This is a genomic window from Streptomyces sp. bgisy159, from assembly GCF_057707805.1.
On sequence record NZ_JBYIQX010000050.1, the window covers coordinates 22,418 to 43,077 of the forward strand.

The window sequence follows — 20,660 nt, forward strand, 5'->3', positions numbered from 1 at the left end:
CCTCAGGACTCCTGGGAGAGGGAGACGAGCACGTCGTCCCCTTCGATCTTTACGGGGTATACGGGGACGGGACGCGTCGCCGGAAGACTGTCGGGCTTTCCGGAGCGGAGGTCGAAGCGCGAGCCGTGCAGCCAGCACTCGATGTGGCAGTCGTCGACCTCGCCCTCGGAGAGGGAGACGTTCGCGTGGGAGCAGATGTCGTGGATCGCGAACACCTCGCCCTCGGTGCGCACGACGGACAGGGGCGTGCCGTCGAGTTCCACCCGCTTCGGGGTGTCCTCCTCCAGCTCGCTCAGCCCGCAGGCTCGTACGAAGGTCATGCGACCGACGCCTCCAGCTCCTCCTCGATCTTGGCGAGCAGGCGCTCCTCGATGTCCTGGACACCGATCTGCTGGACCAGCTCGGCGAAGAAGCCTCGGACCACGAGGCGGCGGGCCTCGTGCTCCGGGATGCCGCGGGCCATCAGGTAGAAGAGCTGCTCGTCGTCGAAGCGGCCGGTGGCGGAGGCGTGGCCGGCGCCGACGATCTCACCGGTCTCGATCTCCAGGTTCGGCACCGAGTCGACGCGCGCGCCGTCGGTCAGCACCAGGTTGCGGTTCATCTCGTAGGTGTCGGTGCCCTCGGCCGCGGCCTCGATCAGCACGTCACCGATCCACACGGCGTGCGCGTCCTCGCCCTGGAGCGCGCCCTTGTAGACGACGTTGGACTTGCAGTGGGGGGTGTTGTGGGTGACCAGCAGGCGGTGCTCGTGGTGCTGGGCGGCATCGGTGAAGTACAGGCCGAACAGCTCCGCCTCGCCGCCGGGGCCCGCGTAGGTGACGCGCGGGTGGATGCGCACCAGGTCGCCGCCGAAGGTGACGACGATGTGCTTGAAGCCCGCGTCCCGGCCGACCAGGGCGGACTGCTGGGCCACGTGGACGGCGGTGTCGTCCCAGTCGACGACGGTGACGACGGTGAGCTTGGCTCCGTCGCCGACGACGTACTCCACGTTGGCCGCGCGGACGGTGTCGCCCGTGTGGTCGATGACGACGGTGGCCTCGGCGAAGGCGCCGAGCTCGAAGACGGTGTGCCCGTAGGTCACCCCGCCCTCGCCGTGCAGGGCGAGCCGGACGGGCTCGTCCAGGACCGTCTCCTTGGGCACGGTGACGACCGTGGCCTTCTCGAAGGAGGAGTACGCCTGTGCCGCGACCCGGTCCACCGGCTTGCCCGTGCGGCCGAGCCGGGCGTCGTCGCGGCCGACGGTCTCGATGGTGACGCCGTCGGGCGCGGAGAACTCCGCCTTGATCGAACCGCCGCCGGTCGCGGTGCCGTCGTGCAGGCCGCGCAGGCGCTCCAGCGGGGTGAACCGCCACTCCTCCTCACGGCCGTGCGGGACCGGGAAGTCCGCGACGTCGAAGGAGGGCGGGGCGCTCATGCGCGAGACGACGGTCGACTCCGCGGCGACCGCGATCGACCCGGCGGTGGTGGAGCCCACCGGTGGGGGTCCACCCGCGCGAGCGGAGCCGAGCGTGGGGGAGTTCTGGGCCTCAGCCATGGCTGTCGTAGTGCTCTCTTTCTGAGTAAGGCGGGTGCTGGCGACGGGAGGGGCGGACTCAGCCGACCGCGCCTTCCATCTGCAGCTCGATCAGCCGGTTGAGCTCCAGCGCGTACTCCATGGGCAGTTCCTTCGCGATCGGCTCGACGAAACCGCGCACGATCATCGCCATCGCCTCGTCCTCGCTCAGACCGCGGCTCATCAGGTAGAAGAGCTGGTCCTCGGAGACCTTGGAGACGGTCGCCTCGTGACCCATGGACACGTCGTCCTCGCGGACGTCGACGTACGGGTAGGTGTCGGACCGCGAGATGGTGTCGACGAGCAGTGCGTCGCACAGCACGTTGGACTTGGACCCCGGGGCGCCCTCACCGATCTCGATCAGACCACGGTAGGAGGTGCGGCCGCCACCGCGCGCCACCGACTTGGAGACGATGTTCGACGAGGTGTTCGGGGCCATGTGGACCATCTTGGCGCCGGCGTCCTGGTGCTGGCCCTCGCCCGCGAAGGCGATGGACAGCGTCTCGCCCTTGGCGTGCTCGCCCATCAGGTAGACGGCCGGGTACTTCATCGTCACCTTGGAGCCGATGTTGCCGTCGACCCACTCCATGGTCGCGCCCTCGTAGGCCACGGCGCGCTTGGTGACCAGGTTGTAGACGTTGTTCGACCAGTTCTGGATGGTCGTGTAGCGGCAGCGGGCGTTCTTCTTGACGATGATCTCGACGACCGCGGAGTGCAGCGAGTCCGACTTGTAGATCGGGGCGGTGCAGCCCTCGACGTAGTGCACGTAGGCACCTTCGTCGACGATGATCAGGGTCCGCTCGAACTGGCCCATGTTCTCCGTGTTGATGCGGAAGTAGGCCTGCAGCGGGATCTCGACGTGCACGCCCTTCGGCACGTAGATGAAGGAGCCGCCGGACCACACGGCCGTGTTCAGCGCGGCGAACTTGTTGTCGCCGGCCGGGATGACGGTGCCGAAGTACTCCTTGAAGAGCTCCGGGTGCTCCTTCAGCGCGGTGTCGGTGTCGAGGAAGATGACGCCCTGCTCCTCCAGGTCCTCGCGGATCTGGTGGTAGACGACCTCCGACTCGTACTGCGCGGCGACGCCGGCGACCAGGCGCTGCTTCTCCGCCTCCGGGATGCCGAGCTTGTCGTAGGTGTTCTTGATGTCCTCGGGAAGGTCCTCCCAGGACTCCGCCTGCTTCTCCGTGGAGCGCACGAAATACTTGATGTTGTCGAAGTCGATGCCCGACAGGTCCGAGCCCCAGTTCGGCATGGGCTTCTTCTCGAAGAGCCGCAGGCCCTTGAGGCGCAGCTTCGTCATCCACTCCGGCTCGGACTTCTTGTCCGAGATGTCACGGACGACGGCCTCGCTCAGACCGCGCTTCGCCGCTGCACCGGCCGCGTCGGAGTCGGCCCAGCCGTATTCGTACTTGCCCAGGCCCTCGAGTTCGGGGTGGGCAGTCTCCGTGGGGAGAGTCATGCGGGGTTCCTCCCGGCCTTGCTTGCAGATGCGTCAGTGGAAATCGGGGAAATCTCGGGGATGAACGTCGTGCAGACGCCGTCGCCGTGCGCGATGGTCGCCAGCCGCTGTACATGAGTACCGAGCAGCTCGGCGAAGAATTCCGTCTCCGCCTCGCACAGCTGCGGGAACTTCTCGGCGACGTGGGCGACGGGGCAGTGGTGCTGGCACAGTTGCTCGCCCTTGCGCGGGAGGGGTGCGCTGCGTGCGGTGGCAGCGTACCCGTCGGCGCTCAGGGCCTTGGCCAGGGCCTCGGCGCGCTTGTCGGGGGCCACGCCCTCGATCGCCTTGCGGTACACGCTCGCCTGCGCGGCGACGCGGGCGCGGGCGAAGGCCGCGACGGCCTCCTGGCCGCCCTCCTGCTCGGCGATCCAGCGCAGGGCGTCCGCGGCGAGCTTGTCGTACGACTGGTCGAAGGCGTCACGACCGCAGTCGGTGAGCGCGAAGACCTTGGCGGGGCGCCCGCGCGTGCGCGTGCCGTACACCCGCTGCTCGCGCGCCTCGACGATCTCGTCGGCGACCAGCGCGTCCAGGTGGCGGCGGACGGCGGCCTGGGTCAGTCCGAGGCGCCCGGCCAGCTCGGCGACGGTCGACGGGCCGTGGTCCAGGACGGACCGCGCGACCCGGTTGCGGGTGGACCGCTCCCCGGTCGCCAGTTCCTCCTGCGGAGCTGCGCCGACGTTTTTCACAACGCCATTGTTGCGTAATTCCTCGGAGGCGGGCAAGCCGCGCCCTGATCACCCCACGGTGCCCTGCATCACTTAGGTATACCTAATCCGACCTGCGGAAACGATCTCCGATCGATCAAACGGGTGGCGCCGCGCGGCCGTGTCCGGGACACTCCCGACCATGCCCACACCGCCTCCGACCGGCCCACTCGTCACCCGGGGCTCCCTGGCCGCAGAGCTGCGCGCGCTGGGCGTCGAGGCCGGTGAGATCCTCCTCGTCCACTCCTCCCTCCGTTCGCTCGGCTGGGTCAGCGGCGGCCCCGTGGCGGTCGTCCGGGCCCTGCTCGACGTCCTCGGCCCGGACGGCACCCTGGTCGTCCCGACCCAGTCGGCGGACCTCAGCGACCCCGCGCTGTGGAGCCGTCCGCCGGTGCCCGAGCAGTGGTGGGAGACCATCCGCGCCACCCTGCCCGCCTACGACCCGCGGATCACCCCGGCGCGAGGCGTCGGCGTGATCCCGGAGACGGTCCGGACCTGGCCGGGCGCCCTGCGCAGCGCCCACCCGCACACCTCCTTCGCCGCCCTCGGACCGCGTGCCGCGCAGATCACCGACGGCCACGCGCCCGACTGCCGGCTCGGCGAGCGCAGCCCGCTGGCCCGGCTGGAGCAGCTCGGCGCCCGGGTGCTGCTGCTCGGCGCCGGCTACGACAGCTGCACCAGCTTCCACCTCGCCGAATACCGCATCGACGGCCCCCTCACCGAGGTCGGGCGCCCGGCCCCGGGCGGCGGCTGGGAGGTGGTCACCGAGGTGTCGATCAGCTTCGACCGGTTCGACGAGCTCGGCCACGACTTCGAACGGGACCGGCCGGTCGCCCGCGGGAGGGCGGGCGCCGCCGACGTACGGCTGTTCACGGTCGCGGACGCCGTCGCCTACGCCGAGCGCTGGCTGCCCCTGCACCGCCCCCGGTGACCGGTTCACGCACCCCCGCGCCGCGACCCCCGTCCGCGAACCTAGACTCTTGAGCCATGCGAACTGAGCCTGTCGTCAAGGTCCAGGCCCTGGTGCAGCGGTACGGGACGAAAACCGCGGTGGACGGCCTCGACCTGACGGCCCGGGCGGGCGTCACCGCGGTCCTCGGACCCAACGGCGCCGGCAAGACGACCACGATCGAGACCTGCGAGGGTTACCGCCGCCCCGACTCCGGCACGGTCCGCGTCCTCGGCCTCGACCCGGTGAGACAGGCCGCCGAACTGCACCCCCGCATCGGCGTGATGCTCCAGTCCGGCGGCGTCTACTCGGGCGCCCGGGCCGAGGAGATGCTGCGCCACATGGCGAAGCTGCACGCCCACCCGCTCGACGTGGACGCCCTGGTCGAACGGCTGGGGCTCGGCTCCTGCGGCCGCACCTCCTACCGCCGGCTCTCCGGCGGCCAGCAGCAGCGCCTCGCCCTCGCGATGGCGGTCGTCGGCCGCCCGGAGCTGGTCTTCCTGGACGAACCGACCGCGGGGCTCGACCCCCAGGCCCGCCGGGCCACCTGGGACCTGGTGCGCGACCTGCGCGACGACGGGGTCTCGGTCATCCTCACCACGCACTACATGGACGAGGCCGAGCAGCTGGCCGACGACGTGGCGATCATCGACGCCGGCAAGGTCATCGCCCAGGGCTCCCCCGAGCAGCTGTGCCGCGGCGGCGCCGAGAACACCCTGCGCTTCACCGGCCGCCCCGGACTCGACGTCGGCTCCCTGCTCAAGGCGCTGCCCTCCGACTCCTCGGCCGACGAGCTGACCCCGGGCTCCTACCGGGTCACCGGCCAGGTCGACCCCCAGCTGCTGGCCACCGTCACTTCCTGGTGCGCCCAGCACGGCGTGATGCCGGACCGCATCTCGGTCGAACGGCACACCCTCGAAGACGTCTTTCTCGAGCTGACCGGCAAGGAGCTGCGCTCGTGACCGCCACCGGCACCTACACCCCGAAGCCCGGCGCGGCGCCGCTCCCCCGGATGATCGGTGCGCAGGCGGCCCTGGAGACCAGGATGCTGCTGCGCAACGGCGAGCAGCTGCTGCTGACGGTGATCATCCCGGCGCTGCTGCTGGTGCTGTTCAGCTCGGTGGACGTCGTCGACACCGGCGAGGGCGAGGCCGTCGACTTCCTCACCCCCGGCGTCCTCGCGCTCGCGGTGATGTCGACGGCGTTCACCGGCCAGGCCATCGCGACCGGCTTCGAGCGCCGCTACGGGGTGCTGAAGCGGCTCGCCGCCTCACCGCTGCCGCGCTGGGGACTGATGACGGCCAAGACGGCGGCCGTGCTGGTCACCGAGATCCTCCAGGTGATCCTGCTCACGGCCATCGCGTTCGCGCTGGGCTGGTCGCCGCACGGCAACCCGCTCGCCGTCGCGCTGCTGCTGCTCCTCGGCACGGCGGCCTTCTCCGGCCTCGGTCTGCTGATGGCCGGCACGCTGAGGGCCGAGGCCACACTGGGCGCCGCCAACCTGGTGTTCCTGCTGCTCCTGGTGGGCGGCGGGGTCGTCGTGCCGCTGGACGAGTTCCCCTCCGCCGCGCAGGACGTCCTCGGCGTGCTGCCCATCGCCGCGCTCTCGGACGGCCTGCGGGACGTGCTGCGCGACGGCGCCGGGACGCCGTGGGGCGACCTGGGGATCCTCGCCGGGTGGGCGGTCCTGGGCCTCGCTGCGGCCGGCCGGTTCTTCCGCTGGGAGTGAGGCCGTGGCCCACCCTCGTGAAAGTGTGCACAAGCGGCGGCCTACGATGGACGGCGTGCCAAACGTGACCCGCGCCGACGCCGCAGCCGCCGTGCGCAACCCGCTCGCCTTCGTCGCCGAACGCTGGACCCCGCATCCCCGGACGGTCCGGCGGGCGGCCCTCGCCGCACTCGTCATGTCCGTGGTCATCGTGGTCACCGGTGGCGCGGTCCGCCTCACCGGCTCCGGGCTCGGCTGCCCGACCTGGCCGAAGTGCACCGACGACTCGCTCACCGCGACCACCGAGATGGGCTTCCACGGCGCCATCGAGTTCGGCAACCGCATGCTGACGTACGTGCTGTGCGCGGCCGTCGGCTGGGCGATCGTCGCGGCCCGGTCCCAGAAGCCGTACCGGCGCGACCTGACCCGGCTGGGCTGGGCGCAGTTCTGGGTGGTCATGGGCAACGCGGTGCTCGGCGGCATCGTGGTCCTCGTCGGCCTCAACCCGTACACGGTCGCGGGGCACTTCCTGCTCTCCTCGGCGCTGATCGCCGTGGCGACGGTGATGTGGCAGCGGACCCGGGAGGGCGACGCGGCCCCGCGGCCCCTGGTCGGCCCGGCGGTGCGCCAGCTGGTGTGGTTCCTGGTCGCCGCGACGGTGCTGCTGCTCGCGGTGGGCACCGTCGTCACCGGCGCCGGCCCGCACGCGGGTGACTCCAGCGAGGTCGACCGGATGCAGGTGGACTGGGAGACGGTGGCCAAGCTGCACGCCGTGCTGGCCTGGATCGTGGTCACGCTCACGTTCGCCCTGTGGTTCGTGCTGAAGGCGGTGGACGCGCCCAAGGGCCCGCTGGACCGGACGCGGGAGCTGTTCCTGATCCTGCTGGGCCAGGGGGCGCTGGGCTATGTCCAGTACTTCACGGACCTGCCGGAGGCGCTGGTCGCGGCGCACATGTTCGGCTCGTGCGTGATGTGGATCTGGGTGCTGCGGGTGCTGCTGGCGCTGCGCGAGCGGCCGCTGGAGGACGGCGAACTGCCCGACGTGCCGGGGCCGTCGGCCGAGCCGGCGGTGCCCACGCGCGCGTGAGCGCCCGCCTGCGCCGCACGGGTCACGTCAGCCCGTAGACCCGCCGGGCGTTCCCCGCCGACACCATGCCCGCCACACGCTGGGCGTCCGCCAGGGACCACGCGCCCTCGGCCACCCAGCCGCCCAGCACCCGCGCCAGGGCCTCCCGGAAGAGGCGGGCGCCGACCACGTGCAGCTCGGGCAGTCCGGCGGCCCCGCTGGAGAAGAGGATCTTGCCGAAGGGTGCCAGCTCCAGGATCTCCGCGAGGACGGTCGCGGCGCGGGCGCCGGTGCGCACCAGGGCGGCGCCGGAGTCGGCGTAGACGTGCGGGAAGACGCCGGCCAGGTGGGCGGCGTGACGGTGGTACGGGTAGCCGTGCAGCAGGACGAGGTCGGTGCCCAGCCCTGCGGTCGCCCGGACGAAGTCCGTCAACAGCACCGGGTCGGTGCGGTCGATGCGCGCGCCCGGCTCGGCGAGCCCCGCGTGCAGTTGCAGGGGCAGCCCCGACGCGACCGCGATCCACAGCAGGTGCCGCAGCAGTACGGGGTCGGTCAGCTCGCCGCCGACCCGGCGGGCCGCCAGCCAGCGGCCGGCCGCGCCCCGCACCTCCCCCGGGCCGGGCGGCTCCGGCGCCAGTGCCAGGCCGTGCCGCACGCCCGCCACCGAGGTGAACGCGACGGCGTGCCCGGCGGCGCCGTGCACCGACTCGGCGAGGTTGGCGAGGAAGGACTCCACGGTGCCGGAGGTGTCGGCGACCTGTTCGGCGAGCAGCTCCAGGCGGACGACCTCCCGGGCCCGGGCGGCGGCCGTGGTGGCCATCTCGTCGGGGCCGGTGAGGTCGCCGGGCAGGCCGGTGTCCACCAGGTACGTCGTGATGCCGGAGCCGCGCAGCAGTCGGCGGCCCGCCTCCAGGACGCCGAGTTCCCGGCGCCGGGCCAGATAGCGGGCGGGCGGGCAGTGCGGCTCCAGACCGAGCAGCGGGGGACACCAGCGGCGTACCGCGAAACCGGTCTGGGTGTCGAAGAGGGTGGTGCCGGGGGCGGGCGGGCCCTCGGTGCGGGACAGCTGGGCCTCGAAGGTGCCGAGGCCCAGCTCGGTCCTCAGTACGCCGTGGCAGTACTGGTCCACGAGGGACGGCGTGTCGATCATCCCGGTCTCCCCGTTCGGACGGCGCGGACGTGCCGCACGGCCTAACGGGTGAACCGGTCTTCCGGTGATGGGATGATCGGCGGTTGTTGCGCTTCTCAGCCGCCGACCTGGATGCCGGCCATGCGCTTCCACTCGTACGGGCCGGTCGTCACCTTGGCGGCGAACTCTCCGTCGAAGGCCTCGTGGCGGGTGATGCCGGCCTGTTCGACCGCCTTCTCGGCGATCTCGTACGTGGGGGCGACGAGGTCGCCCCAGCCGCCGTCCTCACCGACGAGGACGATCCGGGCGCCGCGCTCGCCGATGTAGGCGATCTGCCCCTCGGCGCCCCCGTGGGCCTTGGAGAAGGCGCCGATGTGCTTGGCGAGCCGGGCGGCGGTGCGCTCGGCCTTCGCGTCAACCTGCTGCGTGTCTGCCATGACCGGAATGCTACCGGCCGGTAGCAGGCGGAGGAAGGGCCTGCCGGAGGAAGGGCACCCCGGGAGAACCGGAGGGAGGGCCTACCGGAGGAAGGGGTCCACGGCCACCGCCACGAACAGCAGCGACACATAGGTGATGGACCAGTGGAACAGGCGCATCTCCTTCAGTTTCCCGCCCGTCACCTCGGCCCTGGCCCGGTTCTGCAGCGCGTGTGCCTCCCACAGCCACCAGCCGCCCGCCGCGAGCGCCACGGCGGTGTAGAACCAGCCGGTGTAGCCGAGCGGGGTCAGCAGCAGGGAGACCGCGACCATCACCCAGCTGTAGATCACGATCTGCCGGGCGACCACCTTGTTGGACGCCAGGACGGGCAGCATCGGCACGCCCACGCGCGCGTAGTCGTCCTTGACCTTCATGGACAGCGGCCAGTAGTGCGGCGGTGTCCAGAAGAAGATGACCAGGAAGAGGACGACCGGCGCCCAGGACAGGGAGTCCTTCACCGCGGTCCAGCCGATCAGCACCGGCATGCAGCCCGCGATGCCGCCCCACACGATGTTCTGGGCCGTGCGGCGCTTGAGGATCATCGTGTAGACCACGACGTAGAACAGCAGCGCGCCGAGCGCGAGCCAGGCGGACAGCCAGTTGACGGCGAGGCCGAACAGCAGGGTGGAGACCACCGCCAGGGTGATGCCGAAGGCCAGGCACTCGCGGGGGCTGACCATGCCGGTGACCAGCGGACGCTGCGAGGTGCGGTCCATCAGCGCGTCGATGTCGCGGTCGATGTACATGTTCAGCGCGTTGGCGCCGCCCGCCGAGAGGTAGCCGCCGACGCAGGTGAGCAGCACCAGACCGAGGTCGGGCACCCCCTGCTCGGCGAGGAACATCACCGGAACGGTGGTGATCAGCAGCAGCTCGATGATCCGCGGCTTGGTCAGCGCCACGAACGCCTTGACACGGGCCCCGAACGGCCGGTGGCTCGGGCGCCGGGTCGTCACAAGCGCCCCCGCTGGACGGGATTCGACGGCCGTCACGCACACCCCTGACAGAGACATCCCAGCGAGCCCTCCCCTGTGTGAGTTCCGGGTGAGAGGCTCGCGCGTACCACGCCACTTTAGACGTTGCCCAGACCCGGACATTCGCGGGGGTGGGGTCGTGTTGGCGGACCCGCTCCGACGTGCGAACGAAGACCCGATTGAGCGGTCAGATGAGCGCGTCCGTATTCAGTTGCCGAATGCGGTTCCGGGCTGGTGGGGAGGCGGATGACAAAGGCGTCCCGCAGTGTGGAATCGCTCGAAAAAACGCACGTCCTACGGGGGTAGGCTCGACAGCGGCCGGTAGGCGTCCCGTCACCGGCGTTCGACATGTGGAGAGGAGCCCTGACCCAGGGTGAGCACCAAGCCGACCACCACAGACCTCGAGTGGACCGAGTTGGACCAGCGGGCCGTGGACACTGCCCGCGTCCTGGCCGCCGATGCCGTACAGAAGGTCGGCAACGGCCATCCGGGTACGGCGATGAGCCTGGCGCCTGCCGCCTACACCCTCTTCCAGAAGGTGATGCGGCACGACCCGGCGGACGCCGACTGGGTCGCCCGCGACCGCTTCGTGCTGTCCGCGGGCCACTCGTCCCTGACCCTCTACACCCAGCTGTACCTGGCCGGCTTCGGCCTGGAGCTGGACGACCTGAAGTCCTTCAGGACCTGGGGCTCCAAGACCCCGGGCCACCCGGAGTACGGGCACACCGTGGGCGTGGAGACGACGACCGGTCCGCTGGGCCAGGGTGTCGCCAACGCCGTCGGCATGGCGATGGCCGCCCGCTACGAGCGCGGCCTGTTCGACCCCGAGGCCCCGGCCGGGGAGTCGCCCTTCGACCACTTCGTGTTCGCCGTCGCCGGTGACGGCTGCCTCCAGGAGGGCATCGCCGCCGAGGCGTCCTCGCTGGCCGGCCACCAGAAGCTGGGCAACCTGGTCCTGCTGTGGGACGACAACCACATCTCGATCGAGGGCGACACGGAGACCGCCGTCTCCGAGGACGTCTGCAAGCGCTACGAGGCCTACGGCTGGCACGTCCAGCGCGTCGCCCCGAAGCCGGACGGCGACCTCGACCCGCACGCCATCTACGACGCGGTCCAGGAGGCGAAGAAGGTCACGGACAAGCCGTCCTTCATCGCCATGCGCTCGATCATCGCCTGGCCCGCCCCGAACGCGCAGAACACCGAGGCCGCGCACGGCTCGGCACTGGGCGACGACGAGGTCGCGGCCACCAAGCGCGTCCTCGGCTTCGACCCGGAGAAGTCCTTCGAGGTCGCCGACGAGGTCATCGCCCACACCCGCAAGGCCCTGGAGCGCGGCGCGCAGGCCAAGGCCGAGTGGGAGAAGAAGTTCCAGCTGTGGCGGGACGAGAACCCCGAGCGCGCGGCCGACTTCGACCGGATCAGCGCCGGTGAGCTGCCGGCGGGCTGGGAGGAGAAGCTCCCGGTCTTCGAGCCCGGCAAGGGCGTCGCCACCCGCGCCGCCTCCGGCAAGGTGCTGCAGGCGCTGGGCGCGGTGATCCCCGAGCTGTGGGGCGGCTCCGCCGACCTGGCCGGCTCGAACAACACCACCATCGACAAGACGTCGTCCTTCCTGCCCGAGGGCAACCCGCTGCCCGAGGCGAGCCCGTACGGCCGCACGATCCACTTCGGCATCCGCGAGCACTCCATGGGCGCGGAGATGAACGGCATCGCGCTGCACGGCAACACCCGGATCTACGGCGGCACCTTCCTCGTCTTCTCCGACTACATGCGCAACGCCGTGCGCCTGTCGGCCCTGATGCACCTGCCGGTGACGTACGTGTGGACGCACGACTCCATCGGCCTCGGCGAGGACGGCCCGACCCACCAGCCGGTGGAGCACCTGGCCTCGCTGCGCGCCATCCCCGGTCTGAACGTGGTCCGCCCGGCGGACGCCAACGAGACCGCCATCGCCTGGCGCGAGATCCTGCGCCGCTGGACCAAGGAGTTCGGCAAGGGCGCACCGCACGGCCTGGCGCTCACCCGCCAGGGCGTGCCGACCTACGAGCCGAACGACGACGCCGCGCGCGGCGGCTACGTGCTGTTCGAGGCGGACGGCGGCGACCCCGAGGTCATCCTGATCGCCACCGGTTCCGAGGTGCACGTCGCCGTCGAGGCGCGCGAGCGGCTCCAGGCCGACGGCGTCCCCACGCGGGTGGTGTCCATGCCGTCCGTGGAGTGGTTCGAGGAGCAGGACCAGGGGTACCGGGACAGCGTCCTTCCCCCGTCGGTGAAGGCGCGTGTCGCGGTGGAGGCCGGTATCGGTCTGACCTGGCACAAGTACGTCGGCGACGCCGGACGCATCGTCTCCCTGGAGCACTTCGGCGCCTCCGCCGACGGCAAGGTGCTCTTCCGCGAGTACGGCTTCACCGCCGAGAACGTGGCTGACCAGGCCCGGGCCGCGCTCGATTCGGCTTCGGCCCTCGCGGCCGCACAGCGCTGACGCCCCCCATACGACACGTAGGAGATGTAATTCCATGACAGACGCACTCAAGCGCCTCTCCGAGGAAGGCGTCGCGATCTGGCTGGACGACCTGTCGCGCAAGCGGATCACGTCCGGCAACCTCGCCGAGCTGATCGACCAGCAGCACGTCGTGGGCGTCACCACCAACCCGACGATCTTCCAGAAGGCGATCTCGTCCGGCGACGGCTACGAGCAGCAGCTCACCGACCTGGCCGCGCGCCGGGTCACCGTCGAGGAAGCCGTCCGCATGATCACCACGGCGGACGTCCGGGACGCCGCCGACATCCTGCGCCCGGTCTTCGACGCCACCGGCGGCCAGGACGGCCGGGTCTCGATCGAGGTCGACCCGCGGCTGGCCCACAACACCCGGGCCACCGTCGCCGAGGCCAGGCAGCTGGCCTGGCTGGTGGACCGCCCGAACACCCTGATCAAGATCCCGGCGACCGAGGCGGGCCTGCCGGCGATCACCGAGGTGATCGGCAACGGCATCAGCGTCAACGTCACCCTGATCTTCTCGCTGGAGCGCTACCGCAAGGTCATGGACGCCTACCTGGCCGGCCTGGAGAAGGCCAGGGAGAAGGGCCTGGACCTGTCGCTGATCCACTCGGTGGCGTCCTTCTTCGTGTCCCGGGTGGACACCGAGATCGACAAGCGGCTGGACGCGCTCGGCACCGACGAGGCGAAGGCGGCGCGCGGCAAGGCCGCCCTCGCCAACGCGCGCCTCGCCTACCAGGCGTACGAAGAGGTGTTCGGCTCCGAGCGCTGGCTGGCCCTGGAGTCCGCGGGCGCCAACAAGCAGCGCCCGCTGTGGGCCTCCACCGGCGTGAAGGACCCGGCGTACAAGGACACCCTGTACGTCGACGACCTGGTGGCGCCGAACACGGTGAACACCATGCCGGAGGCGACCCTGCTGGCCACCGAGGACCACGGCTCGATCACCGGGAACACCGTCGCCGGCACCTACGAGCAGGCCCGCGCCGACCTCGACGCCGTCGAGAAGCTCGGGATCGCGTACGACGACGTGGTGCAGCTCCTGGAGGACGAGGGCGTCGAGAAGTTCGAGGCGTCCTGGAACGACCTGCTGAAGTCGACCGAGGCGGAGCTGGAGCGCCTCGCCCCCTCGGAGGGCTGACATCTTGTCAAGCAGCAATGCGCTGCTCCCGGGCAGCAACCCGCTGCGTGACCCGGCGGACCGACGGCTCCCGCGTATCGCGGGGCCGTCGGGCCTGGTCATCTTCGGCGTCACGGGCGATCTGTCGCGCAAGAAGCTGATGCCGGCGGTGTACGACCTCGCCAACCGCGGTCTGCTGCCGCCGGGCTTCTCGCTGGTGGGCTTCGCCCGCCGCGAGTGGGAGGACGAGGACTTCGCCCAGGAGGTCCACGACGCCGTCAAGGCGCACGCCCGCACGCCGTTCCGCGAGGAGGTCTGGCAGCAGCTCATCCAGGGGATGCGCTTCGTGCAGGGCACCTTCGACGACGACGAGGCGTTCGAGCGGCTGCGCTCCACCATCGAGGAGCTGGACAAGGCACAGGGCACGGGCGGCAACTTCGCCTTCTACCTGTCGGTGCCCCCGCGCGCCTTCCCGGTGGTCATCCAGCAGCTCAAGAAGCACGGTCTGGCCGACCAGCGTGGCGGGTCGTGGCGCCGGGCCGTCATCGAGAAGCCCTTCGGGCACGACCTGAAGTCGGCCGAGGAGCTGAACGCGGTCGTGCACGAGGTGTTCGACCCGGACCAGGTGTTCCGGATCGACCACTACCTGGGCAAGGAGACCGTCCAGAACATCCTGGCGCTGCGCTTCGCCAACACGATGTTCGAGCCGATCTGGAACCGGTCCTTCGTGGACCACGTGCAGATCACCATGGCCGAGGACATCGGCATCGGCGGCCGGGCCGGCTACTACGACGGCATCGGCTCCGCGCGGGACGTCATCCAGAACCACCTGCTGCAGCTGATGGCGCTGACCGCCATGGAGGAGCCCGCCTCCTTCGACGCGGACGCGCTCGCGGCCGAGAAGACCAAGGTGCTCGGCGCGGTCCGGCTGCCCAAGAAACTGGGCCGGGACACCGTGCGCGGCCAGTACACGGCGGGCTGGCAGGGCGGTGCGAAGGCCGTCGGCTACCTCGAAGAGGACGGCATCGACCCGCAGTCGAAGACCGACACCTACGCGGCGATCAAGCTGCAGATCGACAACCGGCGCTGGGCCGGGGTGCCGTTCTACCTGCGCACCGGCAAGCGGCTCGGGCGGCGGGTGACGGAGATCGCGGTGGTCTTCCAGCGCGCCCCGCACTCCCCGTTCGACACGACGGCCACCGAGGAGCTGGGCTCCAACGCGATCGTCATCCGGGTCCAGCCGGACGAGGGCGTCACGGTCCGCTTCGGCTCGAAGGTGCCGGGCACGTCGATGGAGATCCGGGACGTGTCGATGGACTTCGCCTACGGCGAGTCGTTCACCGAGTCCAGCCCGGAGGCGTACGAGCGGCTGATCCTGGACGTGCTGCTGGGCGACGCCAACCTCTTCCCGCGCACCGAGGAGGTCGAGCTGTCCTGGAAGATCCTCGACCCGATCGAGGAGTACTGGGACCGGCACGGCAGGCCCGCGCAGTACGCGGCAGGCACCTGGGGTCCGGTCGAGGCGGACGAGATGCTGGAGCGAGACGGACGGAGCTGGCGCCGGCCATGAAGATAGACCTCACGGACACCACCGCCAGCAAGATCAACAAGGCGTTGGTGCGGGGCCGCCGGGCCATCGGCACGCCGGCCGTCGGCATGGTGCTGACGCTGGTCATCGTCACGGACGAGGAGAACGCGTACGACGCGCTCAAGGCCGCCGACGACGCCTCCCACGAGCACCCCTCGCGCACCCTGGTGGTCATCCGGCGCGTCTCGCGCGGCCCGCGCGACCGCACGTCCTCCCGGCTGGACGCCGAGGTGCGGGTGGGCGCGGAGGCGGGTACCGGGGAGACGGTGGTGCTGCGGCTGTACGGCGAGGTGGTCGACCATGCCCAGTCGGTGGTGCTGCCGCTGCTGCTGCCCGACGCCCCGGTGGTCGTCTGGTGGCCGGTGAGCGCCCCGCACGACCCGGCGAACGACCCGCTGGGCGCACTGGCGCAGCGCCGGGTCACCGACTCGTACGCGGCCGAGGAGCCGGTGCGGGAGCTGGGCGTGCGCGCCGCGACGTACACCCCCGGCGACACGGACCTGTCGTGGACCCGGATCACCCCGTGGCGTTCGATGCTGGCCGCCGCCCTGGACCAGGTCGCCTGCACGGTGCGCTCGGTCGAGGTCGAGGGCGAGGCGTTCAACCCGAGCTGCGAGCTGCTGGCGATGTGGCTCGCGGACCGGCTGGGTGTGCCGGTGCGGCGCTCGGCGTCCGCCGGGCCCGGTCTGACCGCGGTCCGGATGGCCACCGACTGCGGGCCGATCGTGCTGCACCGCCCGGACGGTTCGCTGGCGACGCTGTCCATCGACGGCCAGCCGGACCGGGCGGTGGCGCTCAAGCGCCGCGAGACGGCGGATCTGATCGCGGAGGAGCTGCGCCGGCTGGACCCGGACGACACGTACGCGTCCGCGCTGCGGTTCGGGGTGGAGCGGCTGAGCGCGCGGGCCGCCGCGGAGGGACCGGTGGCCAAAGGAGAACCGGCCGAGGAGTCCACGGAAGCTGCCGCACCGCAGGCGGCGACGGAAGCGGTGAAGGAGGCGGCCGCGCAGTGAACGCACCCCAACTGGTCGTGCACCGCGACAAGGAACTGATGGCCCGGGCCGCGGCGGCCCGGCTGATCACGAAGATCGTGGACGCGCAGGCCTCCCGGGGCCGGGCGTCGGTGGTCCTCACCGGTGGCCGCAACGGCAACGGCCTGCTGGCCGCCCTGGCCGCCGCGCCGGCCCGGGACGCCGTCGACTGGGGCCGGATCGACCTGTGGTGGGGCGACGAGCGGTTCCTGCCGGAGGGCGACCCGGAGCGCAATGTCACGCAGGCCCGCGAGGCGCTGCTGGACGCGGTGCCCGTGGCCCCGGAGCGGGTGCACGCGATGCCCGCGTCGGACGGTCCGTACGGGACGGACGTGGAGGCGGCGGCGGAGGCCTACGCCGAGGAACTGGCCCGGGCTGCCGCTCCCGACAACCACGGCCCGGTGCCCACCTTCGACGTGCTGATGCTGGGCGTCGGTCCGGACACCCATGTGGCGTCCCTGTTCCCCGAGCACCCGGCGGTCCGGGAGGCGGACCGCACGGTGGTGGGGGTGCGCGGGGCGCCCAAGCCGCCGCCGACGCGGATCACCCTGACCCTGCCGGCGATCCGCGCGGCCCGCGAGGTCTGGCTGCTCGCGGCCGGCGAGGACAAGGCGCGGGCCGCGGCCATGGCCCTGTCGGGCGCCGGTGAGATCCAGGCGCCTGCGGCGGGCGCGTACGGCCGCTCCCGCACCCTGTGGCTGCTGGACACGGCCGCGGCGGCACAGCTGCCGCGGTCGCTGTACCCGCCGGCGTCGCCCTGAGCGAAGGGGCGGCGGCCCCCGTGGTGCCGCCGCCCCGGTCCGGGACGGGTCACTTGACCGATCCGGCCATGACTCCTTGGACGAAGTGGCGCTGGAAGGCGAAGAACACCACGACCGGCACCACCAGGGACACGAACGCGCCGGGTGCCAGCACGTCCACGTTGCTGCCGAACTGCCGTATCTGCGACTGGAGTTCCACGGTCAGCGGCTGGGAGGAGCTGTCGGCGAACAGCAGTGCCACCAGCATGTCGTTCCACACCCACAGGAACTGGAAGATGGCCAGGCTGGCGAGGGCCGGCCGGCCGACCGGCAGCACCAGGCGGGTGAAGATGCGCCACTCGCTGCCGCCGTCCATCCGGGCGGCCTCCAGCATCTCCCGGGGTATCTCCGCGAAGTAGTTCCGCAGCAGGAACACCGCGAACGGCAGTCCGTAGGCCACGTGGAACAGCACGACGCCCGGGATGGTGCCGAACAGGCCGAGCTGTCCGAAGAGTTTGGCCACCGGCAGCAGCCCGATCTGCACGGGCACCACCAGCAGGGCCACCACCAGCAGGAACAGCGGCTCCCGCAGGGGGAACTCCAGCCAGGCGAAGGCGTATCCGGCGAGCGCTGCGATCACGACGACCAGGAGGGTCGTGGGCACCGAGATCAGCACGGTGTTCCAGAAGGCGCGGGTGATGCCGGCGTTGTCCAGCAGCGCCGAGTAGTTGTCGAAGGACAGCTGGCGGGGGGCGGAGAACACCGTCCACCAGCCGCCCTTCGCGGTGTCCTCGGCCGACCGCAGGGACGAGAGGAACAGTCCCGCCAGCGGCGTCAGCCAGATCAGGCCGACGACCACGAGGAAGGCCTGCACCACGGCGCTGCCCAGTCCCCGGCGGACCGCGTTCATCGCTGAACTCATCGCTGACTCCTCCGGAAACGGCGGACGTTGAAGACCATCGCGGGGATCACCAGGAGCAGCAGCAGGACACCGAGCGCGCTGCCGAGCCCCTGGTTGTTGCCGCCGCCGAAGGACACCAGCCACATCTGGGTGGCGAGCACGGTGGCGTCCTGCTGCACCGGTCCGGGGGCGATGACGTAGACCAGGTCGAAGACCTTCATCACGTTGATGACCAGGGTGACGAAGACGACGGTGAGCACCGGTGCGAGCAGGGGGACGGTGATGCGGCGGAAGATCTGCCACTCGTTGGCTCCGTCCATCCGGGCCGCCTCCAGGGCGTCCCGGGGCAGGGTCGCGAGCCCGGCGCCGATCAGGACCATCGCGAAGCCGGTCCAGATCCACAGGTAGGCGCCGATGATCGCGGGGGTGACCAGGGTGGGCCCGAGCCAGGACACGCCGTCGTAGGGCGGGGCGAAGTTCGAGGCGGGCAGGGCGAGGGTGTAGGACCCCGCTCGCAGTCCGGTGAAGCGGAAGGAGCCGTCGGCTGCGGTGGTGGTGCTCGCGACGGTGTCGCCGTCGCGGATCGCCGTCACCTTCATGGCGGGCAGTCCGCTCTCCCGGGGGTCGACCCGGCCGGGGCGGCCGCCGCCGCCCGGGGTGAAGTCCAGGTAGACGACGCCGCGGACCTCGTCCGGGCCGGCCTCGGCCGTGGCGGCCGCGCCGGCGGGCGAGGCGCCCGGGGGCAGCTCGCCGGGGGCGACGCCGACCAGGCCGAGGGCGGTGGAGTCGCCCGGGGAGAAGGTGGTGTCGGTCCGGTACGAGCCGTCGTCCCGGTGGGTGAGGCCCTGGCCCTCACGCGCGCGTGCCGTCGGATAGGGCGAGGTGCCCTGGACGGCGTCGTGCACGGCGACGACGGCGGCGTTGAGGACGCCCTTGTCGGGGTCCTCGTCGTAGGCGAGGCGGAAGATGATGCCGGCGGCCAGGAAGGACACGGCCATCGGCATGAACAGCAGCAGCTTGAACGCGGTGGCCCAGCGGACCTTCTCCACCAGGACGGCGAGGATCAGGCCCAGCCCGGTGAGCAGGGTGGGGGCGACGACGACCCAGATCGCGGTGTTGCGGACGGCCGTGAGGGTCGCCGGGTCGCGGAACATCTCGGCGTAGTTGTCGCCGCCGACGAAGCGGTCGCCGGAGGCGTCGAAGAAGCTGCGGCCGACGGAGAACAGCACGGGGTAGACGACGAGTGCGCCGAGCAGGAGCAGCGCGGGCAGCACGAACAGCAGCGCGGTGGTCCGGCCCCGGCGCCGGGAACGCCGGCGCCGGGCGGGGGCGTCGGGAGGCGGGGGCGGACCCGCCCCCTCCTTCCGCGCGAACTCGATGACGGTCATCGCGGATCAGCCCCGGTAGGCCTTGGCCGCGGCGTCCTCCAGCGCGGCCGCGGTGCGGGCCGGGTCGGAGGGGTCGCGCAGGAAGTCCTGGAGGATCTTCCACTCGCCGGCGCCCTTGGTGCCGCCGAAGGCGGCCGGTGCCTGGTCGGACATGTCGAACCGGACCGAGTCGCCCGCCGCGACCAGGGACTTGGCGGTGGCGCGGGTGACGGTGTCGCCGTAGGAGGCGAGGTTGACCTTCTTGTTGGGCGACAGGAAGCCGCCCGCCTTGGCCCACACGGCGGCCGCCTCGGGGGTGGCCAGGTACTCCAGGAGCTTCATGCCGGCGTCGCTGTTCTTGCCGTCCTTGAGGACGACGGCGGCGTCGCCGCCGCTGACGACCGGGGCCGTGCCCTCGCCGACCGGAGGGAAAGGGAAGAAGTCGGCGTCCTCGCCGATCGACCGGCCGAACTGGTCCTTGGCGACACCGGCGACGAAGTCGCCCTCGTAGACCATGCCGGCCTCGGGCTTGGGACCGAAGACCTTCTCGACCGAGCCGGGGAAGTCGGTGTTCAGGGCGCCCTTCTGGCCGCCCGCGAGGAGCTGCTTGTCCTTGAAGACCGTGCCCAGCGTGGTGAGCGCCTGGACGACGCTGGCGTCGGTCCACTTCAGCTTGTGGGCGGCGAGCGCGTCGTACTTCTCGGGGCCGGCCTGGGAGAGGTAGATGTTCTCGAACCAGTCGGTGAGGGTCCAGCCGTCCTGCCCGGCGACCGCGAAGGCGGCGAGGCCGGAGTCGGAGACGGTGTGCCCGGCCTTGACCAGTTCGTCGAAGGTCTTCGGGGGTGTGACGCCGGCCCGGGAGAAGGCGTCGGGGCTGTACCAGACGGTCGACTTGTGGGCCGCCTTGAAGTAGAGGCCGTAGAGGGTGCCGTCGACGCTGCCGTACGTCTTCCAGGCGGTGGAGTAGTTGGCGTCCACGGACTTGCGGGTGGTGTCGGACAGCGGCTTGAGCCAGCCCTTCTCGGCGAACTGCTGGAGCACGCCGACCTGCGGGACCATGACCACGTCGGGGGCGTTGCCGCCCTCGATCTTGCTGCCGACGACGGTGGAGACGTTGTCGCCGGTGGACACGAACCGGGTCTTGGCGCCGGTCTGCTCGCTGAACGCGTCCAGCACCTTCTGGAAGTTGGCCTGCTCGCTGCCGGTCCAGACGCCGGCCACTGTGACGGTCTGGCCGCTGAGGGCCTTGTCGCCGCCGCCGGCGCTGACGTCGTCGCCGCCGCACGCGGTGGCGGTGAGCGCGAGGACCAGGGTGGTGCAGCCGGCGAGGAGGGTGGTACGTCGTCGCATCATCGTTGATGT

Annotated in this window: 19 protein-coding genes; 9 read left to right on the plus strand and 10 right to left on the minus strand. The window is 71.3% G+C overall.

Features of this window, described 5'->3' with window-relative positions; genetic code table 11:
• Positions 1-2 precede the first annotated feature (2 nt).
• The 4 genes from AC3ET3_RS31520 to AC3ET3_RS31535 are packed head-to-tail and all read right to left on the minus strand — an operon-like array spanning position 3 to position 3,742.
• Complete coding sequence (locus AC3ET3_RS31520; protein ID WP_432139321.1) at positions 3-320, minus strand: non-heme iron oxygenase ferredoxin subunit; 318 nt, start codon at positions 318-320, stop codon at positions 3-5.
• Positions 317-1,534: a Fe-S cluster assembly protein SufD gene (sufD, locus tag AC3ET3_RS31525; RefSeq protein WP_432139320.1), complete on the minus strand. Its 1,218-nt coding sequence runs from the start codon at positions 1,532-1,534 to the stop codon at positions 317-319. The genes AC3ET3_RS31520 and sufD overlap by 4 nt, the downstream gene beginning before the upstream one ends.
• A gap of 58 nt (positions 1,535-1,592) precedes the next feature.
• Entirely contained in the window at positions 1,593-3,014 is a 1,422-nt protein-coding gene (gene sufB / locus AC3ET3_RS31530) for a Fe-S cluster assembly protein SufB (RefSeq protein ID WP_432139319.1), read from the minus strand.
• On the minus strand, positions 3,011-3,742 hold the full coding sequence (locus tag AC3ET3_RS31535) for a helix-turn-helix transcriptional regulator (RefSeq protein ID WP_432139318.1): 732 nt from the start codon (positions 3,740-3,742) through the stop codon (positions 3,011-3,013). Before AC3ET3_RS31535 ends, sufB begins: the two co-directional genes overlap by 4 nt.
• 160 nt (positions 3,743-3,902) lie before the next feature.
• On the opposite strand from AC3ET3_RS31535, the gene AC3ET3_RS31540 reads away from it, so the two are divergent.
• Genes AC3ET3_RS31540 through AC3ET3_RS31555 form a run of 4 tightly spaced genes read left to right on the plus strand, consistent with a single transcriptional unit; the run spans position 3,903 to position 7,504 of the window.
• The gene (locus AC3ET3_RS31540) at positions 3,903-4,691 is read left to right on the plus strand and encodes an AAC(3) family N-acetyltransferase (RefSeq protein WP_435613340.1); all 789 of its coding nucleotides are present in this window, start codon (positions 3,903-3,905) and stop codon (positions 4,689-4,691) included.
• Positions 4,692-4,747: 56 nt separating this feature from the next.
• Positions 4,748-5,671 (plus strand): ABC transporter ATP-binding protein, encoded by a 924-nt coding sequence (locus tag AC3ET3_RS31545; protein ID WP_432139316.1) that lies wholly within the window; start codon positions 4,748-4,750, stop codon positions 5,669-5,671.
• Between the two features lie 50 nt (positions 5,672-5,721).
• Positions 5,722-6,438: an ABC transporter permease gene (locus AC3ET3_RS31550; protein WP_432158747.1), complete on the plus strand. Its 717-nt coding sequence runs from the start codon at positions 5,722-5,724 to the stop codon at positions 6,436-6,438.
• A gap of 46 nt (positions 6,439-6,484) precedes the next feature.
• Positions 6,485-7,504 carry a COX15/CtaA family protein gene (locus AC3ET3_RS31555; protein ID WP_432139315.1) on the plus strand — a complete coding sequence of 340 codons (1,020 nt, stop codon included), beginning with the start codon at positions 6,485-6,487 and terminating at the stop codon, positions 7,502-7,504.
• A 22-nt stretch (positions 7,505-7,526) separates the two neighbouring features.
• Here the strand turns inward: AC3ET3_RS31555 and AC3ET3_RS31560 are convergent, their stop codons facing one another.
• From AC3ET3_RS31560 to AC3ET3_RS31570, 3 genes are all read right to left on the minus strand, one after another.
• Complete coding sequence (locus AC3ET3_RS31560; protein ID WP_432139314.1) at positions 7,527-8,633, minus strand: amidohydrolase family protein; 1,107 nt, start codon at positions 8,631-8,633, stop codon at positions 7,527-7,529.
• A 95-nt stretch (positions 8,634-8,728) separates the two neighbouring features.
• A complete protein-coding gene (locus AC3ET3_RS31565; RefSeq protein ID WP_432139313.1) occupies positions 8,729-9,049 on the minus strand; it encodes a hypothetical protein in 321 nt (106 codons plus the stop codon).
• 81 nt (positions 9,050-9,130) lie between these two features.
• Positions 9,131-10,084, minus strand: a complete 954-nt coding sequence (locus AC3ET3_RS31570) for a heme o synthase (protein WP_432139349.1) — start codon at positions 10,082-10,084, stop codon at positions 9,131-9,133.
• A 349-nt stretch (positions 10,085-10,433) separates the two neighbouring features.
• Here AC3ET3_RS31570 and tkt point away from each other — a divergent pair, with 349 nt between their 5' ends.
• The 5 genes from tkt to pgl are packed head-to-tail and all read left to right on the plus strand — an operon-like array spanning position 10,434 to position 17,051.
• Positions 10,434-12,539 carry a transketolase gene (gene tkt, locus AC3ET3_RS31575; protein ID WP_432139312.1) on the plus strand — a complete coding sequence of 702 codons (2,106 nt, stop codon included), beginning with the start codon at positions 10,434-10,436 and terminating at the stop codon, positions 12,537-12,539.
• Between the two features lie 34 nt (positions 12,540-12,573).
• Positions 12,574-13,692, plus strand: coding sequence for a transaldolase (tal, locus tag AC3ET3_RS31580; RefSeq protein WP_432139311.1), 1,119 nt, complete (start codon positions 12,574-12,576; stop codon positions 13,690-13,692).
• Positions 13,693-13,696: 4 nt separating this feature from the next.
• On the plus strand, positions 13,697-15,241 hold the full coding sequence (gene zwf / locus AC3ET3_RS31585) for a glucose-6-phosphate dehydrogenase (RefSeq protein WP_432139310.1): 1,545 nt from the start codon (positions 13,697-13,699) through the stop codon (positions 15,239-15,241).
• Complete coding sequence (opcA, locus tag AC3ET3_RS31590; RefSeq protein WP_435613341.1) at positions 15,238-16,272, plus strand: glucose-6-phosphate dehydrogenase assembly protein OpcA; 1,035 nt, start codon at positions 15,238-15,240, stop codon at positions 16,270-16,272. Before zwf ends, opcA begins: the two co-directional genes overlap by 4 nt.
• On the plus strand, positions 16,269-17,051 hold the full coding sequence (gene pgl / locus AC3ET3_RS31595) for a 6-phosphogluconolactonase (RefSeq protein ID WP_432139308.1): 783 nt from the start codon (positions 16,269-16,271) through the stop codon (positions 17,049-17,051). Before opcA ends, pgl begins: the two co-directional genes overlap by 4 nt.
• A gap of 49 nt (positions 17,052-17,100) precedes the next feature.
• Here the strand turns inward: pgl and AC3ET3_RS31600 are convergent, their stop codons facing one another.
• From AC3ET3_RS31600 to AC3ET3_RS31610, 3 genes are read right to left on the minus strand one after another with little or no spacing between them, the layout of a single operon-like run.
• Positions 17,101-17,940 carry a carbohydrate ABC transporter permease gene (locus AC3ET3_RS31600; RefSeq protein ID WP_432139348.1) on the minus strand — a complete coding sequence of 280 codons (840 nt, stop codon included), beginning with the start codon at positions 17,938-17,940 and terminating at the stop codon, positions 17,101-17,103.
• An 8-nt stretch (positions 17,941-17,948) separates the two neighbouring features.
• Positions 17,949-19,319 carry an ABC transporter permease gene (locus AC3ET3_RS31605; protein WP_432139307.1) on the minus strand — a complete coding sequence of 457 codons (1,371 nt, stop codon included), beginning with the start codon at positions 19,317-19,319 and terminating at the stop codon, positions 17,949-17,951.
• A gap of 6 nt (positions 19,320-19,325) precedes the next feature.
• Positions 19,326-20,651 (minus strand): ABC transporter substrate-binding protein, encoded by a 1,326-nt coding sequence (locus AC3ET3_RS31610; protein ID WP_435613342.1) that lies wholly within the window; start codon positions 20,649-20,651, stop codon positions 19,326-19,328.
• Positions 20,652-20,660 lie beyond the last annotated feature (9 nt).

Coding starts and splice junctions, on each gene's coding strand:
- AC3ET3_RS31600 (WP_432139348.1), bottom strand. CDS start 17,940: ATGAACGCGGTCCGCCGGGGACTGGGCAGCGCCGTGGTGCAGGCCTTC.
- opcA (WP_435613341.1), top strand. CDS start 15,238: ATGAAGATAGACCTCACGGACACCACCGCCAGCAAGATCAACAAGGCG.
- AC3ET3_RS31545 (WP_432139316.1), top strand. CDS start 4,748: ATGCGAACTGAGCCTGTCGTCAAGGTCCAGGCCCTGGTGCAGCGGTAC.
- tal (WP_432139311.1), top strand. CDS start 12,574: ATGACAGACGCACTCAAGCGCCTCTCCGAGGAAGGCGTCGCGATCTGG.
- AC3ET3_RS31565 (WP_432139313.1), bottom strand. CDS start 9,049: ATGGCAGACACGCAGCAGGTTGACGCGAAGGCCGAGCGCACCGCCGCC.
- AC3ET3_RS31610 (WP_435613342.1), bottom strand. CDS start 20,651: ATGATGCGACGACGTACCACCCTCCTCGCCGGCTGCACCACCCTGGTC.
- sufD (WP_432139320.1), bottom strand. CDS start 1,534: ATGGCTGAGGCCCAGAACTCCCCCACGCTCGGCTCCGCTCGCGCGGGT.
- AC3ET3_RS31555 (WP_432139315.1), top strand. CDS start 6,485: ATGGACGGCGTGCCAAACGTGACCCGCGCCGACGCCGCAGCCGCCGTG.
- AC3ET3_RS31560 (WP_432139314.1), bottom strand. CDS start 8,633: ATGATCGACACGCCGTCCCTCGTGGACCAGTACTGCCACGGCGTACTG.
- sufB (WP_432139319.1), bottom strand. CDS start 3,014: ATGACTCTCCCCACGGAGACTGCCCACCCCGAACTCGAGGGCCTGGGC.
- AC3ET3_RS31550 (WP_432158747.1), top strand. CDS start 5,722: ATGATCGGTGCGCAGGCGGCCCTGGAGACCAGGATGCTGCTGCGCAAC.
- AC3ET3_RS31605 (WP_432139307.1), bottom strand. CDS start 19,319: ATGACCGTCATCGAGTTCGCGCGGAAGGAGGGGGCGGGTCCGCCCCCG.
- AC3ET3_RS31540 (WP_435613340.1), top strand. CDS start 3,903: ATGCCCACACCGCCTCCGACCGGCCCACTCGTCACCCGGGGCTCCCTG.
- AC3ET3_RS31520 (WP_432139321.1), bottom strand. CDS start 320: ATGACCTTCGTACGAGCCTGCGGGCTGAGCGAGCTGGAGGAGGACACC.